This is a genomic window from Collinsella sp. AF02-46-1 (genome assembly GCF_003465825.1).
Taxonomy (GTDB): Bacteria; Actinomycetota; Coriobacteriia; order Coriobacteriales; family Coriobacteriaceae; genus Collinsella.
The window spans coordinates 112,045-135,780 of record NZ_QSBV01000001.1 but is presented as its reverse complement, the minus strand read 5'-3'; the positions used below and the strand labels follow the sequence as shown (position 1 = coordinate 135,780).

Below are 23,736 nucleotides of genomic sequence, written 5' to 3'. Positions count from 1 at the left end.
CCGTGTATCTCAAGTCCCTCACGCTCAAAGGGTTCAAGTCGTTTGCCGACCGCGCCCATATGACGTTTGAGCCGGGCCTGACCGTCATCGTCGGCCCCAACGGCTCGGGAAAATCGAACATCTCTGACTCGATTCTGTGGGTCCTGGGCGAGCAGAGCGCCAAGCAGCTGCGCGGCCAGGCCATGGAGGATGTCATCTTCTCGGGCTCGTCAGCGCGCAAGCCGGTGGGTGTCGCCGAGGTCACGCTGGTGCTCGATAACTCGGACCATATGCTGCCCGTCGACTTTGACGAGGTCGCCATCACCCGTCGTATGTATCGCTCGGGCGAAAGCGAGTACCTCATCAACTCGAGTCCGTGCCGCCTGATGGACATTCAGGACATCCTGCACGATTCGGGCTTGGGCAAGGATACGCATTCCATCATCAGCCAGGGCAAGCTCGACGCCATTTTGCAGAGCCGCCCCGAGGAGCGCCGCGCCCTCATCGAGGAGGCCGCCGGCATCTCCAAGCACAAGCGCCGCAAGGAGCGTGCGCTCAAAAAGATTAAGTCGATGGACGAGCACCTGACGCGTGCCCGCGACATCAATAAGGAAATTGCCCGTCAGCTGCGACCGCTGGAGCGTCAGGTCGATCGTGCGCGCAAGTACAAAGAGCTGTCCTCGCGCGCGAACGAGCTTACGCAGATGCTAGCCGTCGACGAGCTGCGTTCGCTGCAGTCGCAGTGGAACGACCTGGAGAGCCGCTCCAAGGAAGGCGCCGCCGAGCTGGAGCTTGCGCAGTACCGCATGGGCGAAAAGGAGCGCGAGCTCGAGAAGCTCCAGGTCATGCTCGAGGAAAAGGGCCTGTTTGTGGGCGATCTGGGCGAGCAGCGCCGCCATATGCAAGATGTGGTCGGTCGCATTAACTCCGATATGCGTCTGCTCGAGGAAAAGGGCCACAACATGGTGTCGCGCCTGTCCGACATGCGCGGGCAGATTTCGAGCTCCGAGCATCAGCGTCGTCGCGTGGTAGAGGAGCTCGAGGATGCACGTGCGCAGCTTGAGGAAGTGACCGGCGCGCACATGCAGGCCCAGGAGGACGTTGACGCCGCCGGACCTGCCGCCGCCGAGCTCCACGAGCGTCGCGTTGCGCTCGACAATCAGATTTCGCAGCTTACGCGTGAGCAACGCGATGTGCAGCGTGTGGCCGATAACGCGGCGCTCGAACTCGCCAAGGTGAAGGACTCGCTGAGCAACGCCGAGGTCGAGGACAACATGTACGCCTCACGCCTGGAGCAGATCGACGAGCAGCTCGAGGAAGTCACGGCCTCACTCGAGAGCCGTCGCGACCGCGCCGAGGAGCTCGACAGTGCACTTGATCAGGCCCGTCAAGCTCAGTTTGATGCTCGCGAGGCTACCGAGGTCGCCCGTGCAGCCCTTAAGGACCTGCGTGCCCGCGAGAGCGAGGCGCGCAACAAACTGTCCGAGGTGCGCTCGGAGCTTGCCAGCCAAAAGAAGCTCGATGCCCGCATGGCTGACAGCTCGCCGCTGGTGAGCCGTCTGATGGGTGCGCTGGGCGACGATGTCTCGGGTCGTCTGGGCGACGTGCTCGAGGCCCCGCGTGAGCTTGAGGGCCTGGTTGAGCAATTGCTCGCCGGTGATATCGATGCGCTGCTGTTCGACGATGCGTCCGCGCTTGAGCGTGCCGGTCGTGCCGCTCTGGACCAGAAGAAGGCCTCGGGCGAGGCGCTGCTGGTCGCGCGCGGTGTGAGCGCCTCTGCTGCCGCTAAGGGCGCTGCCGGTTCCCGCCTGGTCGATCGCCTGTCCGTACGCGCCGGCTATGGCCCGGTTGTCGAGGCGCTGCTCGGCGGCTATTACGTTGTCGACGACTTGGCGGCTGCGCTGTCGGCGCCGGTCGTTGACGGCGTGACTTACGTGACCCCCGATGGCGCCCGCGTCGCCTGCGGCGGCCTGGTGCGTGTGGGGCTCGACGCCGGCGAGGCTTCGGGTGCTTTGGAGCGCAAGCGTCGCATTCGCGAGCTGGAGGGTCTGGAACCCGATCTGGCTGCTGTGTTTGATCATGTGTCGGATCAGGTCGTCGAGGCCAATGCGGCCGTCGAAGAGGCGCGTGCCGCTGAGGGCGATGCCGCCGGCGAGATCGCCCGTCTTGAGGGCGAGCGCCGCTCGCTGCTCTCCGAGATTGGCCGCCTGGAGCAAAGCGCCAACAACGCCGAGGTCGAGCGCGTGCGCATCTCCAAGCGCCGCGAGCAGGCCGCCGAGGCCGTTCGCGCTGCGCGTCCGCGCGTGGACGAGCTCACCCGCTCGCGTGACGAGGCCCGAGCGCAGGCAAGCGATCTTGGCCTTCAGATTGCCGAAGCCAACGACGAACTCGACCGCGTTCGCCGTGACGATTCCGAGGCCGCCGGCAAGCTCGCCGACGCTAAGGTGCGCCTTGCTCAGACGAGCGAGCGCCTTCGTTCGCTGAGGGGCCGCGTGCCCGATCTTGAGCATCGTCTGGAGGGTATCGATCGTCGTATCCGCGGGACTCGTCAGGCCTCGCGCTCGCTCGAGCTGCTGCGCCTTCGCGTCGATCCCATGCACGAGCGCTATTCGGCCCTGCTGGAGCGCGCGTCGGATTGGGCAGCGCGTCTGCGTGACCAGGCCTCTCTGGAGGAGGCGGACTCCGCTTCGCTCAAGAAGACCATCGAGGATGCCAAGGCAGAGGTTGCCCGCGCTAAGGAGAAGGTCGATACCGCCACCGCCACGCAAAACGAATTTAAGGTCGCGCGTGGCAAGCTCGAGGTGCAGGTAGAGGCCGCCATTAAGGCCATTACCGCCGATGGCAACACGGTACTCGAGGAAGCGCTTATGCTTCCTGCGCCCACGGACCGCGACGCCGCCGAGCGCGAGCTCAACCAGCTTGTGCGCCAGATCAACAACCTTGGTCCCGTGAACCAAGTTGCCATGGAGGAGTACGAGCAGCTCAAGCGCCGCGCTGACTACATCGAGGAGCAGCTGGCCGATCTGGAGAGCGCGCGTAAGGCGCTCACCAAGATCACGGTGGCCATTGATCGCAAGATGCGCAAGGCGTTTCTGGTGACGTTTGAGAAGGTCGACGCGAACTTCCGCGAGATCTTCGCTATGCTGTTCCCGGGTGGCCAGGCTCATCTGGAGATGACCGATCCCGAGCATCCGGCCGAGACGGGTATCGAGGTCGTGGCGCAGCCGCGCGGCAAGCGCATCACCAAGATGATGCTCATGTCGGGTGGCGAGAAGAGCCTGACGGCGCTCGCCCTGCTCTTTGCCGTGTATCGCACGCGCACGGTGCCGTTCTATGTGCTGGACGAGGTCGAGGCCGCGCTCGACGACGCCAACCTGTCCAAGCTCATCGGCGCCCTCGATGTGCTGCGTTCCGATACGCAGCTCTTGGTAATCTCGCATCAGCGCCGTACTATGGAGGATGCTGACGTTCTCTACGGTGTCTCGATGCAAGCCGACGGCGTCAGTCGCGTCGTCTCGCAAAAACTCGATCGCGAAACCGGAAAGGTCGTGAATGCATAATGGGATTCTTTGACGCTCTCTCGCGCGGACTTGAGCGCAGCCGCGAGGCCCTCAACGAGGTCTTCTACTTTGGCGGCGAGGTCGACGAGGACTTTTGGGAGGACCTTGAGGACACCCTCGTTATGGGTGACATGGGTGCCGAGGTCGCTATTCAGGTCTCCGATGACCTGCGCGATGCCGCAGCCAAGAAGAACCTCAAGACCGCACCGCAGCTTCGTCGCGCTCTGGCCGAGCAGCTTGAGCAGCACTTTGTGCCCATCGAGCGCGATCCGTTCTCCGATACGCCGAGCTGCGTGCTGTTTGTGGGCATCAACGGTGCCGGCAAGACCACGACGGTCGGCAAGATTGCGAGCGCCATGGCTTCCCGCGGCAAGAATGTCGTGATCGGTTCGGCCGATACCTTCCGCGCCGCCGCCATCGAGCAGCTCGATGTGTGGGGCCAGCGCGCCGGTGTTCCCGTCATCAAGCGCGACCGCGGCTCCGACCCGGCGAGCGTTTGTTACGACGTGCTCGACGAGGCCGACAGGCGCGGCAGCGACCTGGTGCTTATCGACACCGCCGGTCGTCTGCATACGAGCCCCGAGCTCATGCGCGAGCTCGCCAAGGTGGTCAACGTGACGCGTAAGCGCGCCGCCAATATGGCCGCCGGTCCCATGCCGGTCTCGGTCGTGCTTGTGATCGATGCCGCCACCGGCCAGAACGGTCTGAACCAGGCGCTCGAGTTTAACGAGGCGCTGGGCCTGGACGGTATTATCATGACTAAGCTGGACGGCACGGCTAAGGGCGGTATCGCCATGGCCGTGGCCGAGAAGCTCAAGCTCCCGATCCTGCGCATCGGCGTGGGCGAGCAGGTCGATGACCTGCAGGAGTTTAACGCCAAAGATTTCTGCCGCGCCCTGGTGGGCGAGTCCAACTAAGGAGTGACTAGTGTTTGATTCTCTGAGCGATCGCCTCAATGACACATTTGACCGCCTGCGTGGCAAGGGTAAGCTGACCGAGGCCGACATCACCTCGGCCATGCGCGACATTCGCATGGCGTTGCTCGAGGCCGACGTCAACTTTAAGGTTGTCAAGGAGTTCGTCGCCAAGACCAAGGAGCGCTGCATGACCGCCGAGGTCATGGAGTCGTTGTCGCCGGCGCAAAACGTCGTCAAGATCGTGCTCGACGAGCTCACCGAGATGCTCGGCTCAACCGAGAGCAAGCTCGTCTTTAGCAACCGCATTCCCAATGTCATTATGCTCGTGGGCCTGCAGGGCTCCGGTAAGACCACGGCAGCCGTAAAGCTTGCCTACCTGCTCAAGAAGCAGGGCCGCTCGCCGTTGCTCGCAGCGTGCGACGTCTACCGTCCCGCCGCTGCCGACCAGCTGGCCACGCTCGGTGGCGAGATTGGCGTACCGGTCTTCCGCGGCGACGGTGCGCACCCGGTCGACATTGCCAAGGGTGCCATCCAGGAGGCCGTCGACCACCTGCGTGACGTGGTCATCGTCGATACCGCCGGTCGTCTTCAGATCGACGAGCAGATGATGCAGGAGGCCGTTGACATCAAGAAGGCCGTCAAGCCCGACCAGGTGCTGATGGTCGTCGACGCCATGACCGGCCAGGACATCGTCAACGTCGTCTCGACCTTTGCCGATCGCACCGACTTTGACGGCGTGATCATCTCCAAGCTCGACGGTGACGCCCGTGGCGGTGGCGCACTTTCGGTACGTCAGGTGACCGGCAAGCCCATCAAGTTCGTGAGCATGGGCGAGAAACCCGATTCGCTTGAGCCCTTCTATCCCGATCGCATGGCCAAGCGCATCTTGGGCATGGGCGATGTCGTCGGCATCATCGAGAAGGCCCAGGAGGCCGCCGATGCAGAGCAGCTCGAGGCTGCCGAGCGCATGCTGCGCGAGGGCTTTACCATGAACGACATGCTCGACCAGATGAAAGCCGTCAAAAAGATGGGCGGTATGAAGGGTATCCTGGGCATGCTCCCCGGTGGTCAGCGTGCACTCAACCAGATGGGCGGCAACCTGGACGAGGGCATCTTCGATAAGAACGAGGCCATCATCATGTCGATGACCAAGGAGGAGCGCCTGCGTCCCTCCATCATCAACGGCCAGCGCCGCGCCCGCATTGCCAAGGGTGCCGGCGTAACCCCCACCGAGGTCAACAGCCTTATGAAGCAGTGGGGCGAGATGAATAAGATGATGGGCCGCATGCGCACGATGGCCAATCAGGCGCAGGCCGGCGGCAAAAAGGGCAAAAAGGGAAAGAAGGGCAAGAAGATGCGCATGCCCAATATCCCTGGCCTGGACGCTATGGGTCTGGGCGGCATGGGCGGCCTAGGTACGGGCGGTCCCAAGTCCGATATGGAGCTGCTGCGCCAGATGGAAGCGCAGATGCGTAATAAGAAATAGAGCTGTAATTCCAGCTTGATATGGCAAAGGCCACTCGGAAGCTACCGGGTGGCCTTTGTTGTTGGCTTTGATTGTTGGGTTGCGTTCGGCTTCGCGTCCCGAGCTCGCGGTGCCGTGCCGTTAGTGGCAGCCGCAGCCCTCATGGCCTTCGTGGTCGTGGTGGCCGTGGCAGCCGCAGGACCCGCCATGCTCATGGGTGTGCTCGTGGTCGTGGCTGTGGCAGCCGCACGTGGCCTCGCCGTTCTGTGCGAGCGTGCCGGCGATAAGGGCCTCGACGCAAGCGTCGCAGCTGCCCTGGGCACCTGCGTATACCGTGATGCCGGCTTGGGCAAGCGCGTTGATAGCGCCTCCGCCGATGCCGCCGCAGATGAGCGTGTCCACGCCGCCGTTGGCGAGCAGGCCCGCAAGTGCGCCGTGGCCGGTGCCGCCGGTGCCCACGACCTGCTCGTTGAGCACCTTGCCGTCCTGAACGTCGTAGATCTTGAACTGCTCGCTGCGGCCAAAGTGCATAAAGATGTTGCCATTGTCGTACGTGGTTGCCACCCTCATGGTGCCGACCCCCTTTGCTGGCCATGCGGCCGTTGTCGTGGTGATGGGGGAGTACGCGATATTGCCGCCTTCGATGATGAGCGCCCGACCATTGACCAACGCGTTTGCCACCTTGCGATGCGCTTGGCTGCAAATAGCCGCCACCGTGGCGCGCGCGATGCCCATCTGCTGTGCGACTGCCTCTTGGTTAAGGCCTTCCAGGTCGCACAGGCGCAGCACCTCGAGTTCGTCGACCGTCATGTCGATGGCGTCTCCACTGGCAAGGCCGTCGGGGGTAAAGCCGCGATATTCGGGGATGATCCCAACACGGCGCAATTTCTCGCGTCTTCCTGCCATACGTGCTCCTTATCTGACATATGTCAACAATAGAATAACGAACGTGCAGATTTACGCAAGAGATTTCTGGCATATGTCAGAAAACAAGGGCTTATGTTTGGGCTGTGGGGCCGCGTGCGCCTGGGCTACAATGAATCTCGCTTGTAGGCGACTGACAGGAGGGTCAATGAGCAAGGCTGATCAACAGTTTGTAACCATGTGCCGCGATATTCTGGACCATGGCACCACCACCGAGGGCCAAAAGGTCCGTCCGGTGTGGGAGGACGGCACCCCTGCCTATACCATTAAAAACTTTGGCGTTACGGCACGCTATGACCTGCGTGAGGAGTTTCCGGCGCTTACCCTGCGTCGTACGGCCCTCAAATCTGCCATGGATGAGATCCTATGGATCTATCAAAAGAAGTCCAATAACGTGCATGACCTCAACAGCCATATTTGGGATGAGTGGGCTGACGAGACCGGCTCCATCGGTAAGGCCTACGGGTATCAGATTGGGCAAAAGAGCCATTATGCCGAGGGCGATTTCGACCAGATGGACCGCGTTCTGTACGACCTTAAGAACACGCCGTACAGCCGCCGCATTATGACGAATACCTATGTGTTTAGCGATTTGTCCGAGATGCACCTGTATCCGTGCGCCTACAGCGTGACGTATAACGTGACGCAGCGCCCGCAGGATGACAAACTGACGCTCAACATGATTCTCAACCAGCGCAGCCAGGACATTTTGGCCGCGAACAACTGGAATGTGTGCCAGTACGCCATCTTGCTGATGATGGTCGCGCAATCGGTCGATATGATTCCCGGCGAGCTGCTACATGTGATTGCCGATGCCCACATTTACGACCGTCATGTCGATATCGTCCGCGAGCTTATCGAGCGTCCGCAGTTTGCCGCGCCCAAGGTAACGCTTAACCCCGATGTGCATGACTTCTATGCGTTTACGACCGACGACCTGATCGTCGAGGGTTATGAGCACGGCCCGCAGGTCAAGAACATCCCCATTGCGGTGTAGGTGGCGCGCATGACGTGTAAGCTTTCTGCCATTGTCGCCGTGTGCGATGACTGGGGCATTGGGTGCGAGGGCGACATGGTGGTGTCCAATCGCGCCGACATGCGCCATTTTGTGGCGTGCACCAAAGGGTGCCCGGTTATTATGGGACGCAAGACCCTGCTGAGTTTTCCCGGTGGGCGTCCGCTCAAGAACCGCCGCAATATCGTGCTCACGCGTGACGAGAGCTTTGCCGCCGAGGGCGTCGACGTGGTGCATAGCGTCGACGAAGCGCTCGCCGTGGTTGCCGATGAGCCCGTTGCGTGGGTGATCGGCGGTGGCGAGGTGTATCGTCAGTTTTTGCCGTGCTGCGTGGAGGCCGAGGTCACGCATGACCACTGCGTCCATCCCGTGGACACGTACTTTCCCGACTTGGACGCCGATCCCGCGTGGGAGATTGCGCGGCGTGGCGGGGTTGCCACGATTGCCTCGGGCGAGGGTGACGAGGGTCTCGATTATGAGTTCGTGACGTATCGTCGCGTTGAGGCATAAATCGCCTGGCGTGAACGGTATCATCGGGTTGATTGAATGCATGGGGCGGCGCTTAGCGTCGCCTCGTTTGGTATAGATGTGCTGTAAAGAAGGGTGCGGGCTGGCTGCTATGACTGATGCCGTTGAGGTGCTGCGAATCGATTCGCTCGAGGACGAGCGGCTCGATGCCTACGTGCGACTGACCGAGCGTGAGCTTCGCTGCGTGCTGGAGCCGCAGAAGGGCATTTTTATCGCCGAGAGCGCCAAGGTCATCGAGCGTGCGGTTCGCGCCGGATACGAGCCGGTGAGCTTTCTTTTGGGCGAACGCTGGCTCGATCAGATGATGCCGCTGTTTGAGCGCCTGGTTGTGCGCGAGGGCGCGGGTCCGGTTCCTGTGTTCGTTGCCTCCATGGAGCTCATGGAGCAGCTGACGGGTTTTAACGTGACGCGCGGTGCGCTCGCGGCATTCCGTCGTCCACGCCAGATTCCGGTAGCCGAGTTCTTGAGTGGCGTCGTCGAGGCGGCGGGTGAGCGCCCGGTGCGCGTGTGCGTGCTCGAGGGCATTGTCGACCACACCAATGCCGGCGCGATTTTCCGCTCGGCGGCTGCGCTGAACGTCGATGGCATTTTGGTGAGCCCCACTTGCTGTGACCCGCTGTACCGTCGCTCGGCCCGCGTGAGCATGGGCACGGTGTTCCAGGTGCCCTGGACGCGCATTGGCAGCGAGGCGCGCGTATGGCCGCATGATGGACTGGCGGCGCTGCACGATGCCGGCTTTTCGTGTGCCGCCATGGCGTTGACGGATGATTCGGTGTCGCTGGACGATCCCGTGCTGCAGGAGATTGACCGCCTAGCGATCTTTATGGGTACCGAGGGTGCCGGCTTGGGCACCAAGACCATTGCCGGCTGCGACCGCGCCGTGCGTATTCCGATGGCGCACGGGGTCGATTCGCTTAACGTGGCCGCGGCAAGTGCTGTCGCCTTTTGGCAGCTGTGCCCGCATGTGAGCAACGAGTACCACTACCAGCCGGGGCTGTATCACTAGGCAATTATTTCGCACTGGGCTCTGGTTCGGGGCGTTTCGGCCGATACCGGTCGGTGCTAAGCTGGTATTGGCTTTGGTCTTAAATTGCCGTTTTGTTGTTTGATGTACGCTGTTGGGGAGGGCGTGTGGCTAAGAAATCTACGGCTATCGATGTGACGCAGGGTGTCATTTGGCAGCAACTGCTTTCGCTGTGCGTCCCTATCTTCTTTAGCTCGTTTTTTCAGCAGGCTTACACGCTTATCGGTACCTATATCGTCGGTCAGTTTGGCGGCAAGCTCGCGCTGGGTGGCATTCAGGCCACGATGGTGCTCACCGAGCTCTGCATCGGCTTTTGCGTTGGCGTTGGCGCTGGCTGCGCGGTCATTACCGGTCAGTATTTTGGTCAGCACGATGATGAGCGATTGAGTCGTTCGGTCCATACGGCCATGACGCTCGCGCTGGTGGGCGGTATCGTTTTCTCGATTCTTGGCATAGTGTTCGTTGAGCCCATGCTGGTACTTATGAACACGCCGCATGAACTATTGGCCGAGGGCGTGGCCTATGCTCGTTGCTATTTTGCCGCCATGGTTGCGGCGCTGCTGCTCAATATGGGAACGGCGCTGCTGCGCGCCGTGGGCGACACACGCGGTCCTGCTGTGATCATTGCTTCCGGCTGCCTTGTTAATGCGGTGCTGGATGTCATCTTCGTTGCCGTGCTTCATATGGAGGCTCTGGGCTGCGGCATCGCGGTGGCGCTGACCATTTGCTCCAACGCCACGATGATCGTGATTCGTATGATGCACGCTCCGGGTGCGTGGCGGCTTTCACTGTCCAAACTCTGCATTGATCCTGGCATTTGTAAGAGCATGATCTCGTGTGGTCTGCCGCTTGGCTTTCAGTCTGCTGCGTATTCGATTTCCAACGTTTTGATTCAGGTGTCGGTCAACTCGTTTGGTGCCGATGTCACCACGGCGTGGGGTCTTTCGGGCCGTTTGGATGGCATTGTCTGGATGGTTACCGAGGCGCTTGGCGTTTCGATCACCACGTTCTCGGCACAGAACTTTGGCGCGCGCAACTACGAGCGCATGCGCAAGGGCTACCATACGTCGCTTGTGCTGTCGTTTATGCTCATTGGTGGCCTGTCTGCCGTGCTACTGGTGTTCTCGGGTCCGTTGTCGCGTCTGTTTGTCGACGATGCTTCGATTTCGGCCTACACCACGACGATTCTTCATTTCATCGCGCCGTTCTACGCGATCTTCTCGATTATCGAAAACGCGTCCGGCTCCATCCGCGGCGCTGGCGTGAGCTTCCAGCCTATGATGCTCACGATTTTTGGCACCGTCGTGCTCAGGGTGATCTGGGTGTTTGCGATTATGCCGTTCGATCCGTCGCTTGAGCATCTGCTGCTGGTTTACCCCGTAACCTGGCTCATCACGGCCACGATGTTTACCATCTACCACCACAGCGGCAACTGGCTCGGCCGCGCCACCGCCTAATGATCCGTAGGGGACGGAGGAAAACGGATCATTGACCTGGCGATAAGGCAAAATGATCCGTTTTCCTCCGTCCCCTTCGGATCATTTAGTATTCGATGCCTTGGCGGGCTAGGAGGCCTTCGTCGAAGTAGTGTTTTACGGGGCGCATTTCGGTGACCAGGTCCGCTAGATCGGCGAGCGGGAGAAGATCGCGGCCGGTGAGTACGAGCTCTGTGGTGGCGGGCTTTGTCGCAATGAGCGCCTCGACATCATCGCGCGTCACAAAGCCTCGGCGCATGGCCTCGCCGAGTTCGTCCAAAATCAGAACGTCGACCTGTGATATCTGCTCGCGTGCGAGCTCCATGATCTGCGCGGCGCAAGCCTCGGGCGTGTCGCGGTCGGCTTGTACGATGCGTAGCCCCAATCGAGGCGCTGCGTCATGTTCGGCGCAGTGCAGCTTCTTGGCAAACTGAAGCATGAGTACGTTAAGTCCATAGCCCGTGGCGCGCAGCGCGAGCCCCAGCGCAGCCGTCGTCTTGCCCTTGCCGTCGCCCGTATAGATTTGAACCTTGCCGACTTCCAGTGATGCCATCTCTGTCCTTTCGTGCCCGGCGTCGGTTTATCGTCGCTCGGGTTGGGTATTCTAGAAACCATTATCAACCCCAGTAGATGGAGTTCAAGCAGATGGAGATGGATGACAACAAACGTAGACGGAATATGATCCTCTACGTGCTCATCGCCTTCGTCGTCTACCTCGTGCTCTCGACCGTTCTGTTCCCCAACATCGGTCACACGCAGCAGATTACGAAGACCGATTACTCGACGTTTGTCAAAGCGCTCGATAAGAAGAGCGTCAACAAGGTCGAGTACAACACGGACGATTACACGATTTATTACACCAAGAAGGGCGAGGACGAGAACATCGCCTACAAGACGACCGGTGTGCCGAATGATGCGGGTTTTACCGATCGCGTGCTTGAATCCGGTGCGTCCCTGGAATCGGTCGTTCCCGACAAGAACTCGGGTTTGATGACCTACTACCTGCTCACCCTCATTCTTCCCATGGCGATTTTCTTCCTGATTGGCTGGTGGCTCAACCGACGCATGAAGAAGGCCATGGGTGATGACGGTCCGTCGATGAACTTTGGCGGCGGTGGTTTTGGCGGCGGCGGACTGGGCAAGTCCGGCGCGCGCGTGATCGCCTCCAAGGACGTGGGCGTGACCTTTAAGGATGTCGCCGGCCAGGAAGAGGCTAAGGAGTCCCTCAAGGAGGTCGTCGACTTTCTGGAGAAGCCGCAGCGCTACGAGGAGATCGGCGCCAAACTGCCACGCGGCGCTCTCCTTGTCGGCCCTCCGGGTACCGGTAAAACCCTGCTCGCCAAGGCTGTGGCCGGCGAGGCGGGCGTGCCGTTCTTTAGTATTTCTGGTTCTGAGTTTGTTGAGATGTTTGTCGGCCGCGGCGCCGCTAAGGTTCGCGACCTGTTTAAGCAGGCCAAGGAAAAGGCCCCGTGCATCGTCTTTATCGACGAGATCGATACCATCGGCAAGAAGCGCGATGGCGGCGGCTTTAGTGGCAACGACGAGCGCGAGCAGACGCTCAATCAGCTGCTGACCGAGATGGATGGATTCGATAACCACAAGGGTATCGTCGTCCTCGCTGCGACCAACCGTCCCGACAGCCTTGATCCGGCCCTGCTGCGCCCCGGCCGCTTCGACCGCCGCATCCCCGTTGAGCTGCCCGACCTGACCGGTCGCAAGAATATCCTTGAACTGCACGCCAAGAGCGTGAAGACGCAGCCGCCGATCGACCTGACCGCGATCGCCCGCGCCACGCCTGGCGCCTCGGGTGCCGACCTGGCCAACATCATCAACGAGGGCGCCCTGCGCGCCGTCCGCGAGGGTCGCAAGCGCGCCACGCAGGATGACTTTGAGGAGTCGGTGGAGGTCGTCATCGCCGGCCAGCAGCGTAAGTCCACGGTGCTGTCCGATCACGAGAAACAGGTCGTGTCCTATCACGAGATCGGCCATGCCATCGTTGCCGCCCGCCAGAAGGGTTCTGCGCCGGTTACGAAGATCACCATCGTGCCGCGTACGAGCGGTGCTCTGGGCTACACCATGCAGGTCGAGGAGGACGAGCGCTTCTTGACCACGCGCCAGGAGGTGCTCGACAAGCTCGCTGTCTACTGCGGCGGACGTGCTGCCGAGGAGCTCATCTTTGGTGAGATGACGACTGGCGCGGCCAATGATATCGAGCAGGCCACCAAGCTCGCCCGCAACATGGTGACGCGCTTTGGTATGTCGGAAGAGTTTGGCATGATGGCGCTCGGTACCGTTCAGAATGCCTACCTCAACCAGGACACGTCGCTCACCTGTGCCCCCGGTACGGCCGAGCGCGTCGACGCGATCGTCGCCAAGCTGATCGAGGACGCACATGACCGCGCCCTGCAGATCCTCAAGGAGAACAAGTTTAAGCTCCATGAGCTGGCTCGTTATCTGTACAAGAAGGAGACGATCACGGGCGAGGAGTTCATGAATCTCCTCACGCGCGAGAATCCGCTGATGCCAAAGCAGCAGTAAGGCTGGTTGCACAACGTCGAACGCCCCATTTGAGTTTCTATCTCAAATGGGGCGTTTTGTTTGGGAGGGATATGTATGAAGATCGTGGTGAGTGCCTGCTTGATGGGAGAGAGCTGCAAATATAACGGGCTCGACAATTACCATCGCGCGTTGGTCGAGGCCTGCGAACGCACAGGGACCGAGGTCCTGTTGGTGTGCCCCGAGGTTTTTGGCGGCTTGCCCACACCGCGCAAGCCGTCCGAGATTGTGGATGGCGAGGTTTGTACCTGCGAGGGCATCTCGGTCGATCGCGAGTTTCGCCAGGGTGCTCAGCGCGCGCTCGATATGTGCGAGCAGGCGGGCGGCCCGTCCGAGATCGTTGCGTGCATTTTGCAGGACCGCAGCCCCTCGTGCGGTACGGGTCACGTCTACGATGGCACCTTTAGCGGTACGCTCACCGCGGGCAATGGTGTTTTTGTCGATCTGCTGCTGCGTCACGGGTACCGTGTGATTCCGGCTAGCGAGTTCGATCCCAGCATGCTGGAACATTGTCCACAGCACTCGAACCCAACACTTCCTCACGGGTGACCGTTTTGGCATCATCCGTGAAGTTGATATTGAGTACGACCCGGTCATCAAAGACGTAGACCGAGTTGACAGGCGCCGTACCCAGGCAGCCCCTCCCCGCGGCCCTCGCGCAGGAACGCGCACGCGGCCTTCCCGTCTCTTGCGCCCCTCCCGGAACTGTCCACATCAGTGTAGCCAATCCAGTCCGCAAAGGGCTGCAGCCCGGACAACGCGGCGATGGAGGGCTTCTTCGGCCTGCTCAAGAAGGAGTTCTGGCACGGCAGGGACTGGTCGGACTGGACCCCCGCCCGCTTCATCGAGGAGCTCGGGGGCTGGATCGGTCGATATAATACGGAGAGGCGCAGCGATGCGCTCGGTGGCCGCACGCCGGCTGAGTTCCGCTCCGCGCTGGGAAGGGCCGCGTAACGGTCCAAGAAATCATCCGCAGTCCCCATTCTTGCCCCTTTAGGACAGCTTCTTGTTGGGGCGTGCCCGCCCCAAACCCTGCTAGGAACGAGTACAGCAAACTGGAATTTTCAAATTAGTCTTTGCAAATTACCTTTGAACCTTCACCATCAATTACAATTCCCTGACGGTTGTTAATTGGGCATAGATTCAAATCCGAAAACTCAGCCATTATTTTCTCGGTAACTTTCTTAAATGGTGCTGTGAGATAATGCGGAAGAACATAGAAATCAATCAAATTAAGCCCTGCATCATCTTCTTGTGAGTAGTCCTCCGGCATTTCATCCATTTGCTCGATATATTGGATGCTTGGAGCGCATACAATCGCACCTGCCGATTCACCAATCATCAGTTTTCCCTTTGCCAATTCTTTCTTCAACAGCTCATCCGTTCCCGTTTTACGGAGCTGGTCTATAAGGAAAAAAGAATTTCCGCCGGTAAAATAGATCACATCCGCATCTTCAAAAAGAGACTGTATCGTTGAATAAGCCTCCGTTGAAATATCAATTTCAGTTACGATTGCTCCCAACTTTTTGAATAATTTTCGAGCCGAGCCGACATAACCGGTGTAGCCTTCACGCAGCGAAGCTGTTGGAATAAATGCGACTTTTTTATTTTCAATTTCTTCCTTTATCAGACTTCCTACACTTGAAAAGTGAGAACATAAAAACAGTTTCATCAATATTCTCCTTTATATATAAATTCTTATTTGTTGAACTAAGCCGTGTATACCATACTCTCCAATGATAGAACGCCCTGATATAGCGAAATTTTGCCGTTTTCCAGCGTACGTGCGTACACACTCCACAGGAATTCTAAGGGGCCTGCCCCCTTAGCACACGGACTTTGGAACAAAGTCTAGTGTTTTACGCCTTGCCAGAGGTGTACAGGCTCTCGGTATGCACGTACGAAGCAATTGCCATCAATGCCCCATATAAGTGGCGATCAAGTTCGCATAAAGCGACCTTGATCCCGCAAAACAAAAGGCAGGATACCATCACCACGATGATACCCTGCCTCTGTTCGTTTCTGTTTACCGTTCCGAGTAGTCCTTCCGCAGAATTTCCGATAAACAAAAAACGTACCCGAACCCTTTCTCGTAAAGAATCGGGTTCGAGTACGAACTGAATGCTGGAGCAATAAAAAACCACCAGAAAGGTGCCCGTCCCCTTTGTGGTGGTTTTGGGTCAGTCCTAGAGCGTGTGGCCGTAAGCGTTGGCGGCCTTGATGGCGGCGGCGAATTTCTCGTCGGTGAAGGGCTCCGGGTTGCCTTGCTTCCATTCGTTGGTGGCGTGCGCGTACTCGCACAGGGCAGGGATATCAGCCTCGGAAAGCCCGACCTGCTCAAGCGTCACGGGCAGGCCCATCTGATTGTTAAAGGCGGCGTAGCGCTCAAGGTTCTCGGTATCGTCCGTATAGGCGAACAGTACCAGCACACCCAGGCTTACGACCTCGCCGTGCAGGTAGGAGCCCTCGCGCGGAATGCTGCAGGAAGCGTTGTAGAACGCGTGCGCCACGCTCGAGTTGTAGTAGTAATCGTTTTGGTTGGTCAGGTTGGAGACGTAGCCCGTGTTGACCACGATATCGAGCGCGATCTGCTTGACGGCTTCGGTCGACAGGTTCTGGCGAACGTCCTCAAGACCCTGCACGCCATAGGTAAACAGCGGCTCGGAGCAGGTGTGTGCGAGCGCCAGGCCAAGACCTGCGGTGTGCTCCAGGTTGCCGGCGCTCGTGGCGTACTCGACCTCGGGCTGCTTGGACAGGGCATCGCCCACGCCCGCCCAGAAGTACTCCGCCGGAGCCTCGGCGATGATCTTGGGGTTGATGAAGATGTGCGCGGGGCGGTTGGGGTACGAATAGCCCTCGAGCGAGCCGTCGTCGTTGTAGACAACGGCAATGGCGGTCGCGGCCGAGCAGTTGGAGCAGATCGTCGGTACCGTAAAGACGATCTTCTTGAGCTCGATGGCTGCGGTCTTCACGGTGTCGAGCGCTTTGCCGCCGCCGCATGCGATGAGCACATCGGCCTCTCGGCAGGCGGGGGAGTTAACAACCTTGGCGATATTGGCGCGCGTACTGTTGGTGCCGTAGACGCGCGTCTCCAGAATCTCGACGTCGGTGCCCTCCAGCGCCGCTTCGATACCGGGAAGCGCCGCTGCCAGTGCTCGTTTACCACCGATAATCGCGACCTTGGTCGCTCCGTACTCGTCCAGTGCGCCGGGCAGCTCGTCAAAGCAGTCCTCGCCGACGGTGTAGTCGCTCATTCCAATCGTGCGCATAGCAGCCTTCTTTCGTTAGATAAAGTGCTTTCAGGTATTTTGCTCCAAGTGAGTGCTTGCGATCGCGAGAAGTTTCTAAAGTATGAAACCGATGTTGAGGGTTTTTCGCCGGCGTTGACCGTGTTACCATACAGCGCATAAGCGTTGATGGGGACGAGTAGTCGGCCGTCCGCATGCTACAGAGAGCGGGGAGCGCTGAGAACCCGTGCATGCGACCGATGAAAATCACCCCGGAGCTGCGGTCCCAACGGACGTGCCGCGCAGGTTCGTCTTAGTAGACATCGCCGAGATGGTCGTCGATACAGACCAGCCGAGTAACGGATGCGAGCGCGCGAATACGCGGGCGAGGGCATCTAAGCTGGGTGGTTAAGCGAAGAGCTTTTGCGGGCGTGCAGCCCGTTTGTGGCGCTTCGTCCCAGCTTGTAGGGACGGGCGCTTTTTTGGTGCCCAGAGGGCGTGTGCGCCCATGACAAGAAAGGGGTACCGTGGCAAACGAGTACAAGCAGACGATGAATCTGCCTAAAACCGGATTTCCCATGCGTGCCGGTCTTTCCAAGTCCGAGCCCAAGCGACTCAAGGACTGGCAGGACAACAAGGTCTACGAGCAGGTTCTGAAGAAGAACGAGGGTCACAAGAAGTTCGTGCTGCACGACGGTCCTCCGTACGCCAACGGCCCGATCCACATCGGCCATGCCATGAACAAGATCTCCAAGGACATGATCAACCGTTACTGGATGATGCAGGGCTATGAGGTTCCCTATGTCCCCGGTTGGGACTGCCACGGTCAGCCGATTGAGCACAAGGTCGAGGAGAAGCTCGGCACCGAGAAGTTCAACCAGACCTCCACGGCCAAGATCCGTGAGCTTTGCAACAAGTTCGCTGTCGAGAACATCGAGCTCCAGAAGGCCGGCTTCCGCCGTCTGGGCGTGCTCGGCGACTGGGACAACCCCTATCTGACGCTCTATCACCAGCATGATGCCGCCGACATCGAGGTCTTTAAGGCCATGTTCGATAAGGGCATGATCTATCGCGGCCACAAGCCGGTTCACTGGTGCAAGCATTGCCACACCGCACTCGCCGAGGCAGAGATCGAGTACTCCGACGAGACGAGCCCGTCCATTTTCGTGCGCTTTGAGATGACCACCAAGCCCGCCGGCCTCGAGGACTTCGACGGCCCGGTCGACTTCATCATCTGGACGACCACACCGTGGACCATCCCCTCCGACCAGGCCGTTTCCCTTAAGCCCGGCGCCGCCTATGTCGCCGTTGAGCACGATGGCCGTGCCGAGGTCATGCTCGAGGACCTGGCTCCCAAGTGCTGCGAGGAGTTTGGCTGGGAGTACACCCCGGTCATGGTCGACGGCAAGCCCTATGTGGTTCCCGCCGAGACCTTCCACCACATCCACTACAAGCAGCCGATCTTTGACGGTGTCGAGGGCGTGGCGCTGCTGGCCGATTACGTCGGTGTCGATGACGGTACCGGTATCGTCCACAACTCGCCCGGTCACGGCGTCGACGACTACTTTGCCTGCCTCAAGGAGGGCATCACCGACATCTGCATGCCGGTCGATGACGACGGCAAGTTCTACACCGGCGAGGAGTTTGGCACCGGCGGCCCCTTCAGCGGTATGGACACCGATGAGGCCAACCCGCACATCATCGAGTTCCTGCGCGAGCGTGGCACCCTGGTCCTCGAGAAGAAGATCACGCACAGCTATCCGCACTGCTGGCGCTGCAAGCACCCGGTGCTCTTCCGTGCTACCGACCAGTGGTTCGTCTCGATGGACAAGACCGGCTTGCGCGAGCAGGCTGGCAAAGAGGTCCGCGAGAACGTCAAGTGGTATCCGGCCCACGCCGCCAACCGCATTGGCGCCATGGTCGAGCAGCGTCCCGACTGGTGCATCAGCCGTCAGCGCAACTGGGGTGTGCCTATCCCCAGCTACACCTGCGCCGACTGTGGCGAGAAGGTCATGAACGACGCCACGCTCGACGCCGTCATCAAGCTCTTCCACGAGAAGGGCTCCGACGCCTGGTTCACCGACGCTCCTGAGAGCTATCTGGGCGAGGCCTGCGTCTGCCCCAAGTGCGGTGGCCATCACCTCAAGGCTGATAAGGACATCCTTGACGTGTGGTGGGACTCCGGCGTGTCTTGGAAGGCCGTCTGCGAGTACCGTCCCGAGCTGGAGTACCCGGCGGACGTCTACCTCGAGGGCTCTGACCAGCACCGCGGTTGGTTCCAGAGCTCACTGCTCACCTCGGTGGGCGCCAACGGCCACGCTCCGTACAAGGCGGTCGTCTCGCAGGGCTTTACCCTCGACGGCCAGGGCCGCAAGATGTCCAAGTCGCTCGGCAACGTCATCGACCCCAATAAGGTCTGCGACGAGATGGGTGCCGACATCATCCGTCTGTGGGTCGCCTCCGTCGATACCAGCTCCGACGTCTCCATCGACCACGAGATTCTCGCTCGTACGTCCGATGCCTACCGTCGTTTCCGCAACACGCTGCGATTCCTGCTCTCCGAGCTCGAGGGTCAGTTTGAGCCCGAGACCGACGGCGTCGCCTTTGCCGACCTGCTGCCGCTCGACAAGCTCATGGTCGCCCGCCTGACCCAGGTCCAGGCCGAGGTCGACGATGCCTACGCCAGCTACGAGTTCCCGCGCGCCTACCGTGCGCTTTACGACTTTGTGGTTACCGAGCTCTCCAACGTGTATCTCGACGCCCTGAAGGACCGTCTGTACTGCGAGAAGCCCGGTTCGCTCGAGCGTCGCAGCGCCCAGACCGTGCTGGCCGAGCTCTTCTCGATGCTCATGCGCGACCTGCAGCCGATCTTGTCCTATACGGTCGACGAGGCCATGGCCTATGCGCCCGCCGGCTGCGTCGATCACCAGAAGTACGCCGCGCTGCTCGATTGGTACAAGTCGCCCATCACGGTCGACGAGGCCAACGATTTTGAGGGCGTGCTCGAGGCTTCACTCGAGCTCCGTAGCGTCGTGACCAAGGCCCTTGAGGATGCCCGCTCCGCTGGCACCTTCACCAAGAGCCAGCAGGTCCGCGTCAAGGCGGTCGTTCCCGCCGAAATGTATGCGCTGCTGACCGGCGACAAGGCCGTCGACCTGGCCGAGTTTTACATCGTCTCCGATGTTGAGCTTACCCAGGGCGAGGAGCTTTCTGTTGCCATCGATGCTGCCGAGGGCGAGTGCTGCGACCGTTGCTGGAACTACCGCACCACCGTCGGCGAGTACAACGGCCATGCTCACATCTGTAAGCGTTGTGCGAATGCCCTTTAAGGCACGGTAACTCGGCATTTTAGTTATAGGGAGAATTTGGGCGCCTTCGGCCCATTTGCTCCGCTGAATAAAAGCGGCATTCTGTTTTTCGGAATGCCGCTTTTGTTTTATGCTGATTATTTCGCTAGCGTTGGTGAATATGCTGCGCGTTTGGCGTTTGTCACTATAAGATGATTACTTACGTTAAACGTAATTCGATGTTCTTGAGGCTAGGGGATTGATTTGGGTCGTGCTGGGGATATGACGCCGCCTTTGCGTTGGCGGTTGGGTGTTGCTGGTGGGGTGGCGCTGGTTGTGCTGCTTGTTGACCAGCTGACCAAGCTTGCGGTTCGTGCCGTGGGCGACGCTTTGCATGTGACCGTCATCCCCGGTGTTATCGACTTTATGTTTGTCCGTAATATCGGTGCTGCCTTTAGCATGGGCGAGGGGCATGGTGTCGCGTTTGCCGTGCTGGCGTTGGCGGTCATTATCGCTATTGCCGTGTACCTCGTTCGTGCACCCCAGCTCGCCCATCTTGAGGTTGTGGGCATGGCGATGGTTGCGGGCGGTGCTATCGGCAACGCTATCGATCGTTTGGCCTTTGGCTTCGTGACCGATTTTATTGCCACCACCTTCATCGACTTCCCCGTCTTCAATGTGGCCGATATCGGCATTACCGTGGGCGTCGTGCTCGCCCTCTTCGGCTACATGTTCTTGAGCCCCGCGGCCCGTGAGGTCGATGCGACCGCCGAGCTTAACGCCCGTGACGAGGCCCGCGCCAAGCGCAAAGCCAAGCAGCGTGGGGAGCGTGCCCGCAAGATTCGCGAAAGGAATGAGCGCTAATGGCTGACATTCATATCCTTGTTGCCGACGATGCCGCTGGTCAGCGCCTTGACGCCTATCTGGGCGCCAATGACGGCTGTCCTACGCGCTCTGCCTGCGCGCATCTGATTGAGGGCGGTGCCGTATGTGTCAATGGCGAGACCTGCCTGTCCAAAAAGTACGCCGTGCGGGCCGGTGACCGTATTTCGGTCGATTTGCCCGAGCCGCACGACCCGACCGATGTGATTCCCGAAGCCATCCCGCTCGACATTCGCTATGAGGACGAATATCTCATTGTGCTCTCCAAGCAGCGCGGCCTGGTGTGCCATCCTGCGCATGGTCATGAGAGCGGTACGCTCGCGAATGCCCTGGTCTATCACTGCGGTATCGACCATCTGGGCACTGTGCAGGGCGAGGATCGCCCCGGTATCGTGCATCGTTTGGATCGCGATACCTCGGGTCTCATGCTTGCTGCCAAGGACGACGACACCCAGCGCGCGCTCCAAAATCTTATCCGTACGCGCACGCTCGACCGCCGCTACATTACGCTCGTTCACGGTCATATCGCTATGGACGAGGGCACCATTAACACCGGCATTGCCCGTTCTACGCGTGACCGTGTCAAGATGGCAGTTTCGGACGATCCTTTCGCGCGCCAGGCCATTACGACCTTTAAGGTCCTCGAGCGCTTTGATTCCACGCGTTTTGACGACGGTTATACGCTCGTCGAGTGCCACCTGTTTACGGGCCGCACGCATCAGATTCGCGTGCACATGCGCCATATCAACCACGCCTGCGTGGGCGATCCGCTCTACGGTAAGTGCGATGCGCGTGCCGATCAGGGTCTGACCAGGCAATTCCTCCATTCCTGGCGCGTGGCGTTCGATCATCCCGTGACGGGAGAGCGCATTGAGTGCCGCGACGAGCTGCCGTGGGATCTCGCCGCCGTCCTCGACGACTTAGCCCCGCGTTCGCTTGGTCGCACTGCTGCCGGCGACGAAATCGTACCGCAGCTCGGTCTGCTCGAAGCCTAGCCAGTATTAGGTGGTTTCTTGAACTCGGTAAGCCTGCGGTAAGATATACGGTTGTTTACGTAACACGTTCCTGGGAGCCTGCATGCTCGCCTTTTTACAAACCAACACACCCATCGTGATCTTCAACCAGATTGTCGTCACGCTGCTCACGGTCTGCTTCTTGTACCAGGTGGTCTTCTTTGTCATCGGTGCTCTCCGCGGCGAGGTCGCGCCTCCCAAGGCCAAAAAACTCCACCGGTATGCCTTCTTTATCGCGGCGCATAACGAGGAGGCCGTGATCGCCAACCTCGTTCGCTCCATCAAGGACCAGGATTATCCGTCCGAGCTCATCGAGGTCTTTGTCGTCGCCGATGCCTGCACCGATAACACCGCGCAGCTCGCGCGCGAGGCGGGCGCTGTCGTGTACGAGCGAAACGACCTGGCCCGTAAAGGCAAGAGCTGGGTCATGGACTTTGGTTTCGACCGTATCCTTAACGAGTATCCCGACACCTTTGAAGGTTACTTTATCTTCGATGCCGATAATGTTATCGCCCGCGATTACGTGTCCAAGATGAATGATGCCTTTGACCAGGGCTTCCATGTGGTCACGAGCTATCGTAACTCCAAGAACTTCGGAAGCTCGTGGATCTCGGCAGCGAATGCCACTTGGTATCTGCGCGAGGCGCGTTTTCTCAACAACGCGCGCAACATCTGCAAGACGTCCTGCGCCGTATCGGGTTCGGGCTACCTTATCTCGGCTAGCGTTATTGAGGGCATGCACGGCTGGCAGTTCCATACGCTGACCGAGGACATCCAGTTCACTACGTTCTGTGCCATTCACGGCATTCGCATCGGTTATGCGTCGGCGGAGTTTTTTGACGAGCAGCCCGTGACGTTTAAGGCGTCCTGGAAGCAGCGTATGCGCTGGACCAAGGGCTTCTACCAGGTGTTCTTTACCTACGGTAAGCATCTGGTCAAGTCGACCTTCCGTTATCACCGCTTTGCCGCCTACGACATGTTTATGACGATTGCTCCGGGTATGCTGCTGTCCCTGATCTCCATGCTCGCCAACGCGACCTTCCTCATCGTGGGCGGGCTTTCGCACGGCTTCTTGGCCACCGAGGTTGAGATGCAGGCTTGTGCCGCCTCGCTCATTATGACCTTCGCGATGATGTATCAGACCTTCTTTATCCTGGCGCTGCTCACGACTATCTTCGAGTACAAGCACATCCATTGCGCGCAAAAGTGGCGCCTGGTGACCAACCTGTTTACCTTCCCGATCTTTATGTTCAGCTATATCCCCATTACGGTGGCTGCGTTGTTCCTGAAGGTCGACTGGGTCCCGACGCAGCATGCCGTCAACGTTACCCTCGACGAGGTCATGCAGGGCGCTAAATAACCACCACCAAAACCACCACAAAGGGGACAGGCACCTCTGTGGTGGTTTTTGCTTTTTAGAGACTGCCCCGGGAGGTGTTCAATGGTCTATATTCCCTTTTGGATCTGCGCCTTTGCCGGTGCGGTGATTGATGTCCGTGAACGGCGGTTTCCCAACGCGCTTGCCGCCGCATGCGCCGTGGCGGCGTTTGCAGGCGTTTGGCTGGACAGGGGCTTGAACACGGCGCTTGACCACGCCGGTCCTGCCGTTATCGTGTACCTTTCCCTTGTGCTGACCGAGTCGCTTTGGCGGCGTTTCCGCCAGGCCCCCGGCATCGGCATGGGGGATGCCAAGGCGCTTTTCGCGCTTTGCACGCTCGACCCTCTGGGCGGCATCGTGGCATTTGCCGTCGCGCTCCTGGTCCTGGCCCTCTCCTGCCTCTTCACAAAATCGCGCTCCCTGCCATTGCTCCCGTTTTTGGTGCCGATATTTGCCATAATCGAGGTCGTGGGCTGGACATTGTAACCGATTGCGCATCCTTTTTA

General features: G+C 59.7%; 19 protein-coding genes. 15 read left to right on the top strand and 4 right to left on the bottom strand.

Features of this window, described 5'->3' with window-relative positions; translation table 11 throughout:
- Positions 1–2: 2 nt before the first annotated feature.
- From smc to ffh, 3 genes are read left to right on the top strand one after another with little or no spacing between them, the layout of a single operon-like run.
- A complete protein-coding gene (smc, locus tag DWV20_RS00615; RefSeq protein ID WP_117854571.1) occupies positions 3–3,539 on the top strand; it encodes a chromosome segregation protein SMC in 3,537 nt (1,178 codons plus the stop codon).
- A complete protein-coding gene (gene ftsY, locus DWV20_RS00610; RefSeq protein WP_117629291.1) occupies positions 3,539–4,456 on the top strand; it encodes a signal recognition particle-docking protein FtsY in 918 nt (305 codons plus the stop codon). Before smc ends, ftsY begins: the two co-directional genes overlap by 1 nt.
- Before the next feature lie 10 nt (positions 4,457–4,466).
- Positions 4,467–5,942 (top strand): signal recognition particle protein, encoded by a 1,476-nt coding sequence (gene ffh, locus DWV20_RS00605; protein WP_117816780.1) that lies wholly within the window; start codon positions 4,467–4,469, stop codon positions 5,940–5,942.
- Positions 5,943–6,062: 120 nt separating this feature from the next.
- On the opposite strand, the gene DWV20_RS00600 is transcribed toward ffh, so the two are convergent.
- Positions 6,063–6,827 (bottom strand): NifB/NifX family molybdenum-iron cluster-binding protein, encoded by a 765-nt coding sequence (locus tag DWV20_RS00600; protein ID WP_118256091.1) that lies wholly within the window; start codon positions 6,825–6,827, stop codon positions 6,063–6,065.
- A 166-nt stretch (positions 6,828–6,993) separates the two neighbouring features.
- On the opposite strand from DWV20_RS00600, the gene thyA reads away from it, so the two are divergent.
- The 4 genes from thyA to DWV20_RS00580 all read left to right on the top strand — a co-directional run bounded on the left by thyA (position 6,994) and on the right by DWV20_RS00580 (position 10,869).
- Positions 6,994–7,842 (top strand): thymidylate synthase, encoded by an 849-nt coding sequence (gene thyA / locus DWV20_RS00595; protein WP_118256090.1) that lies wholly within the window; start codon positions 6,994–6,996, stop codon positions 7,840–7,842.
- Between the two features lie 9 nt (positions 7,843–7,851).
- Complete coding sequence (locus DWV20_RS00590; RefSeq protein ID WP_118256089.1) at positions 7,852–8,370, top strand: dihydrofolate reductase; 519 nt, start codon at positions 7,852–7,854, stop codon at positions 8,368–8,370.
- 109 nt (positions 8,371–8,479) lie between these two features.
- Positions 8,480–9,394, top strand: coding sequence for an RNA methyltransferase (locus DWV20_RS00585; protein WP_118256088.1), 915 nt, complete (start codon positions 8,480–8,482; stop codon positions 9,392–9,394).
- A gap of 125 nt (positions 9,395–9,519) precedes the next feature.
- Entirely contained in the window at positions 9,520–10,869 is a 1,350-nt protein-coding gene (locus DWV20_RS00580; RefSeq protein ID WP_117564142.1) for an MATE family efflux transporter, read from the top strand.
- An 85-nt stretch (positions 10,870–10,954) separates the two neighbouring features.
- Here DWV20_RS00580 and DWV20_RS00575 read toward each other — a convergent pair whose 3' ends face one another.
- Positions 10,955–11,440 carry a cob(I)yrinic acid a,c-diamide adenosyltransferase gene (locus DWV20_RS00575; protein WP_117758157.1) on the bottom strand — a complete coding sequence of 162 codons (486 nt, stop codon included), beginning with the start codon at positions 11,438–11,440 and terminating at the stop codon, positions 10,955–10,957.
- 92 nt (positions 11,441–11,532) lie between these two features.
- Between DWV20_RS00575 and ftsH the strand changes: the two genes are divergently transcribed.
- The 3 genes from ftsH (at position 11,533) to DWV20_RS00555 (ending at position 14,397) form a co-directional block, all read left to right on the top strand.
- Positions 11,533–13,425, top strand: a complete 1,893-nt coding sequence (gene ftsH, locus DWV20_RS00570; protein ID WP_199581718.1) for an ATP-dependent zinc metalloprotease FtsH — start codon at positions 11,533–11,535, stop codon at positions 13,423–13,425.
- A gap of 75 nt (positions 13,426–13,500) precedes the next feature.
- On the top strand, positions 13,501–13,992 hold the full coding sequence (locus DWV20_RS00565; RefSeq protein WP_118256086.1) for a DUF523 domain-containing protein: 492 nt from the start codon (positions 13,501–13,503) through the stop codon (positions 13,990–13,992).
- A gap of 177 nt (positions 13,993–14,169) precedes the next feature.
- Positions 14,170–14,397 carry an IS3 family transposase gene (locus DWV20_RS00555; protein ID WP_369831449.1) on the top strand — a complete coding sequence of 76 codons (228 nt, stop codon included), beginning with the start codon at positions 14,170–14,172 and terminating at the stop codon, positions 14,395–14,397.
- A gap of 115 nt (positions 14,398–14,512) precedes the next feature.
- Here the strand turns inward: DWV20_RS00555 and DWV20_RS00550 are convergent, their stop codons facing one another.
- Together DWV20_RS00550 and DWV20_RS00540 are read right to left on the bottom strand one after the other, a co-directional pair.
- Positions 14,513–15,115, bottom strand: coding sequence for a Type 1 glutamine amidotransferase-like domain-containing protein (locus tag DWV20_RS00550; protein WP_118225798.1), 603 nt, complete (start codon positions 15,113–15,115; stop codon positions 14,513–14,515).
- A 514-nt stretch (positions 15,116–15,629) separates the two neighbouring features.
- On the bottom strand, positions 15,630–16,712 hold the full coding sequence (locus DWV20_RS00540; protein WP_118256084.1) for an iron-containing alcohol dehydrogenase family protein: 1,083 nt from the start codon (positions 16,710–16,712) through the stop codon (positions 15,630–15,632).
- Between the two features lie 509 nt (positions 16,713–17,221).
- Between DWV20_RS00540 and ileS the strand changes: the two genes are divergently transcribed.
- The 5 genes from ileS (at position 17,222) to DWV20_RS00515 (ending at position 23,716) form a co-directional block, all read left to right on the top strand.
- The gene (gene ileS, locus DWV20_RS00535) at positions 17,222–19,999 is read left to right on the top strand and encodes an isoleucine--tRNA ligase (RefSeq protein WP_370448149.1); all 2,778 of its coding nucleotides are present in this window, start codon (positions 17,222–17,224) and stop codon (positions 19,997–19,999) included.
- Positions 20,000–20,293: 294 nt separating this feature from the next.
- A complete protein-coding gene (gene lspA / locus DWV20_RS00530) occupies positions 20,294–20,821 on the top strand; it encodes a signal peptidase II (protein ID WP_233539737.1) in 528 nt (175 codons plus the stop codon).
- Positions 20,821–21,834 carry an RluA family pseudouridine synthase gene (locus DWV20_RS00525; protein WP_118225795.1) on the top strand — a complete coding sequence of 338 codons (1,014 nt, stop codon included), beginning with the start codon at positions 20,821–20,823 and terminating at the stop codon, positions 21,832–21,834. Before lspA ends, DWV20_RS00525 begins: the two co-directional genes overlap by 1 nt.
- 82 nt (positions 21,835–21,916) lie before the next feature.
- Positions 21,917–23,212, top strand: a complete 1,296-nt coding sequence (locus DWV20_RS00520) for a glycosyltransferase family 2 protein (RefSeq protein ID WP_118256082.1) — start codon at positions 21,917–21,919, stop codon at positions 23,210–23,212.
- Between the two features lie 81 nt (positions 23,213–23,293).
- Positions 23,294–23,716 (top strand): prepilin peptidase, encoded by a 423-nt coding sequence (locus tag DWV20_RS00515; protein WP_089571722.1) that lies wholly within the window; start codon positions 23,294–23,296, stop codon positions 23,714–23,716.
- The last annotated feature ends 20 nt before the right edge of the window (positions 23,717–23,736 follow it).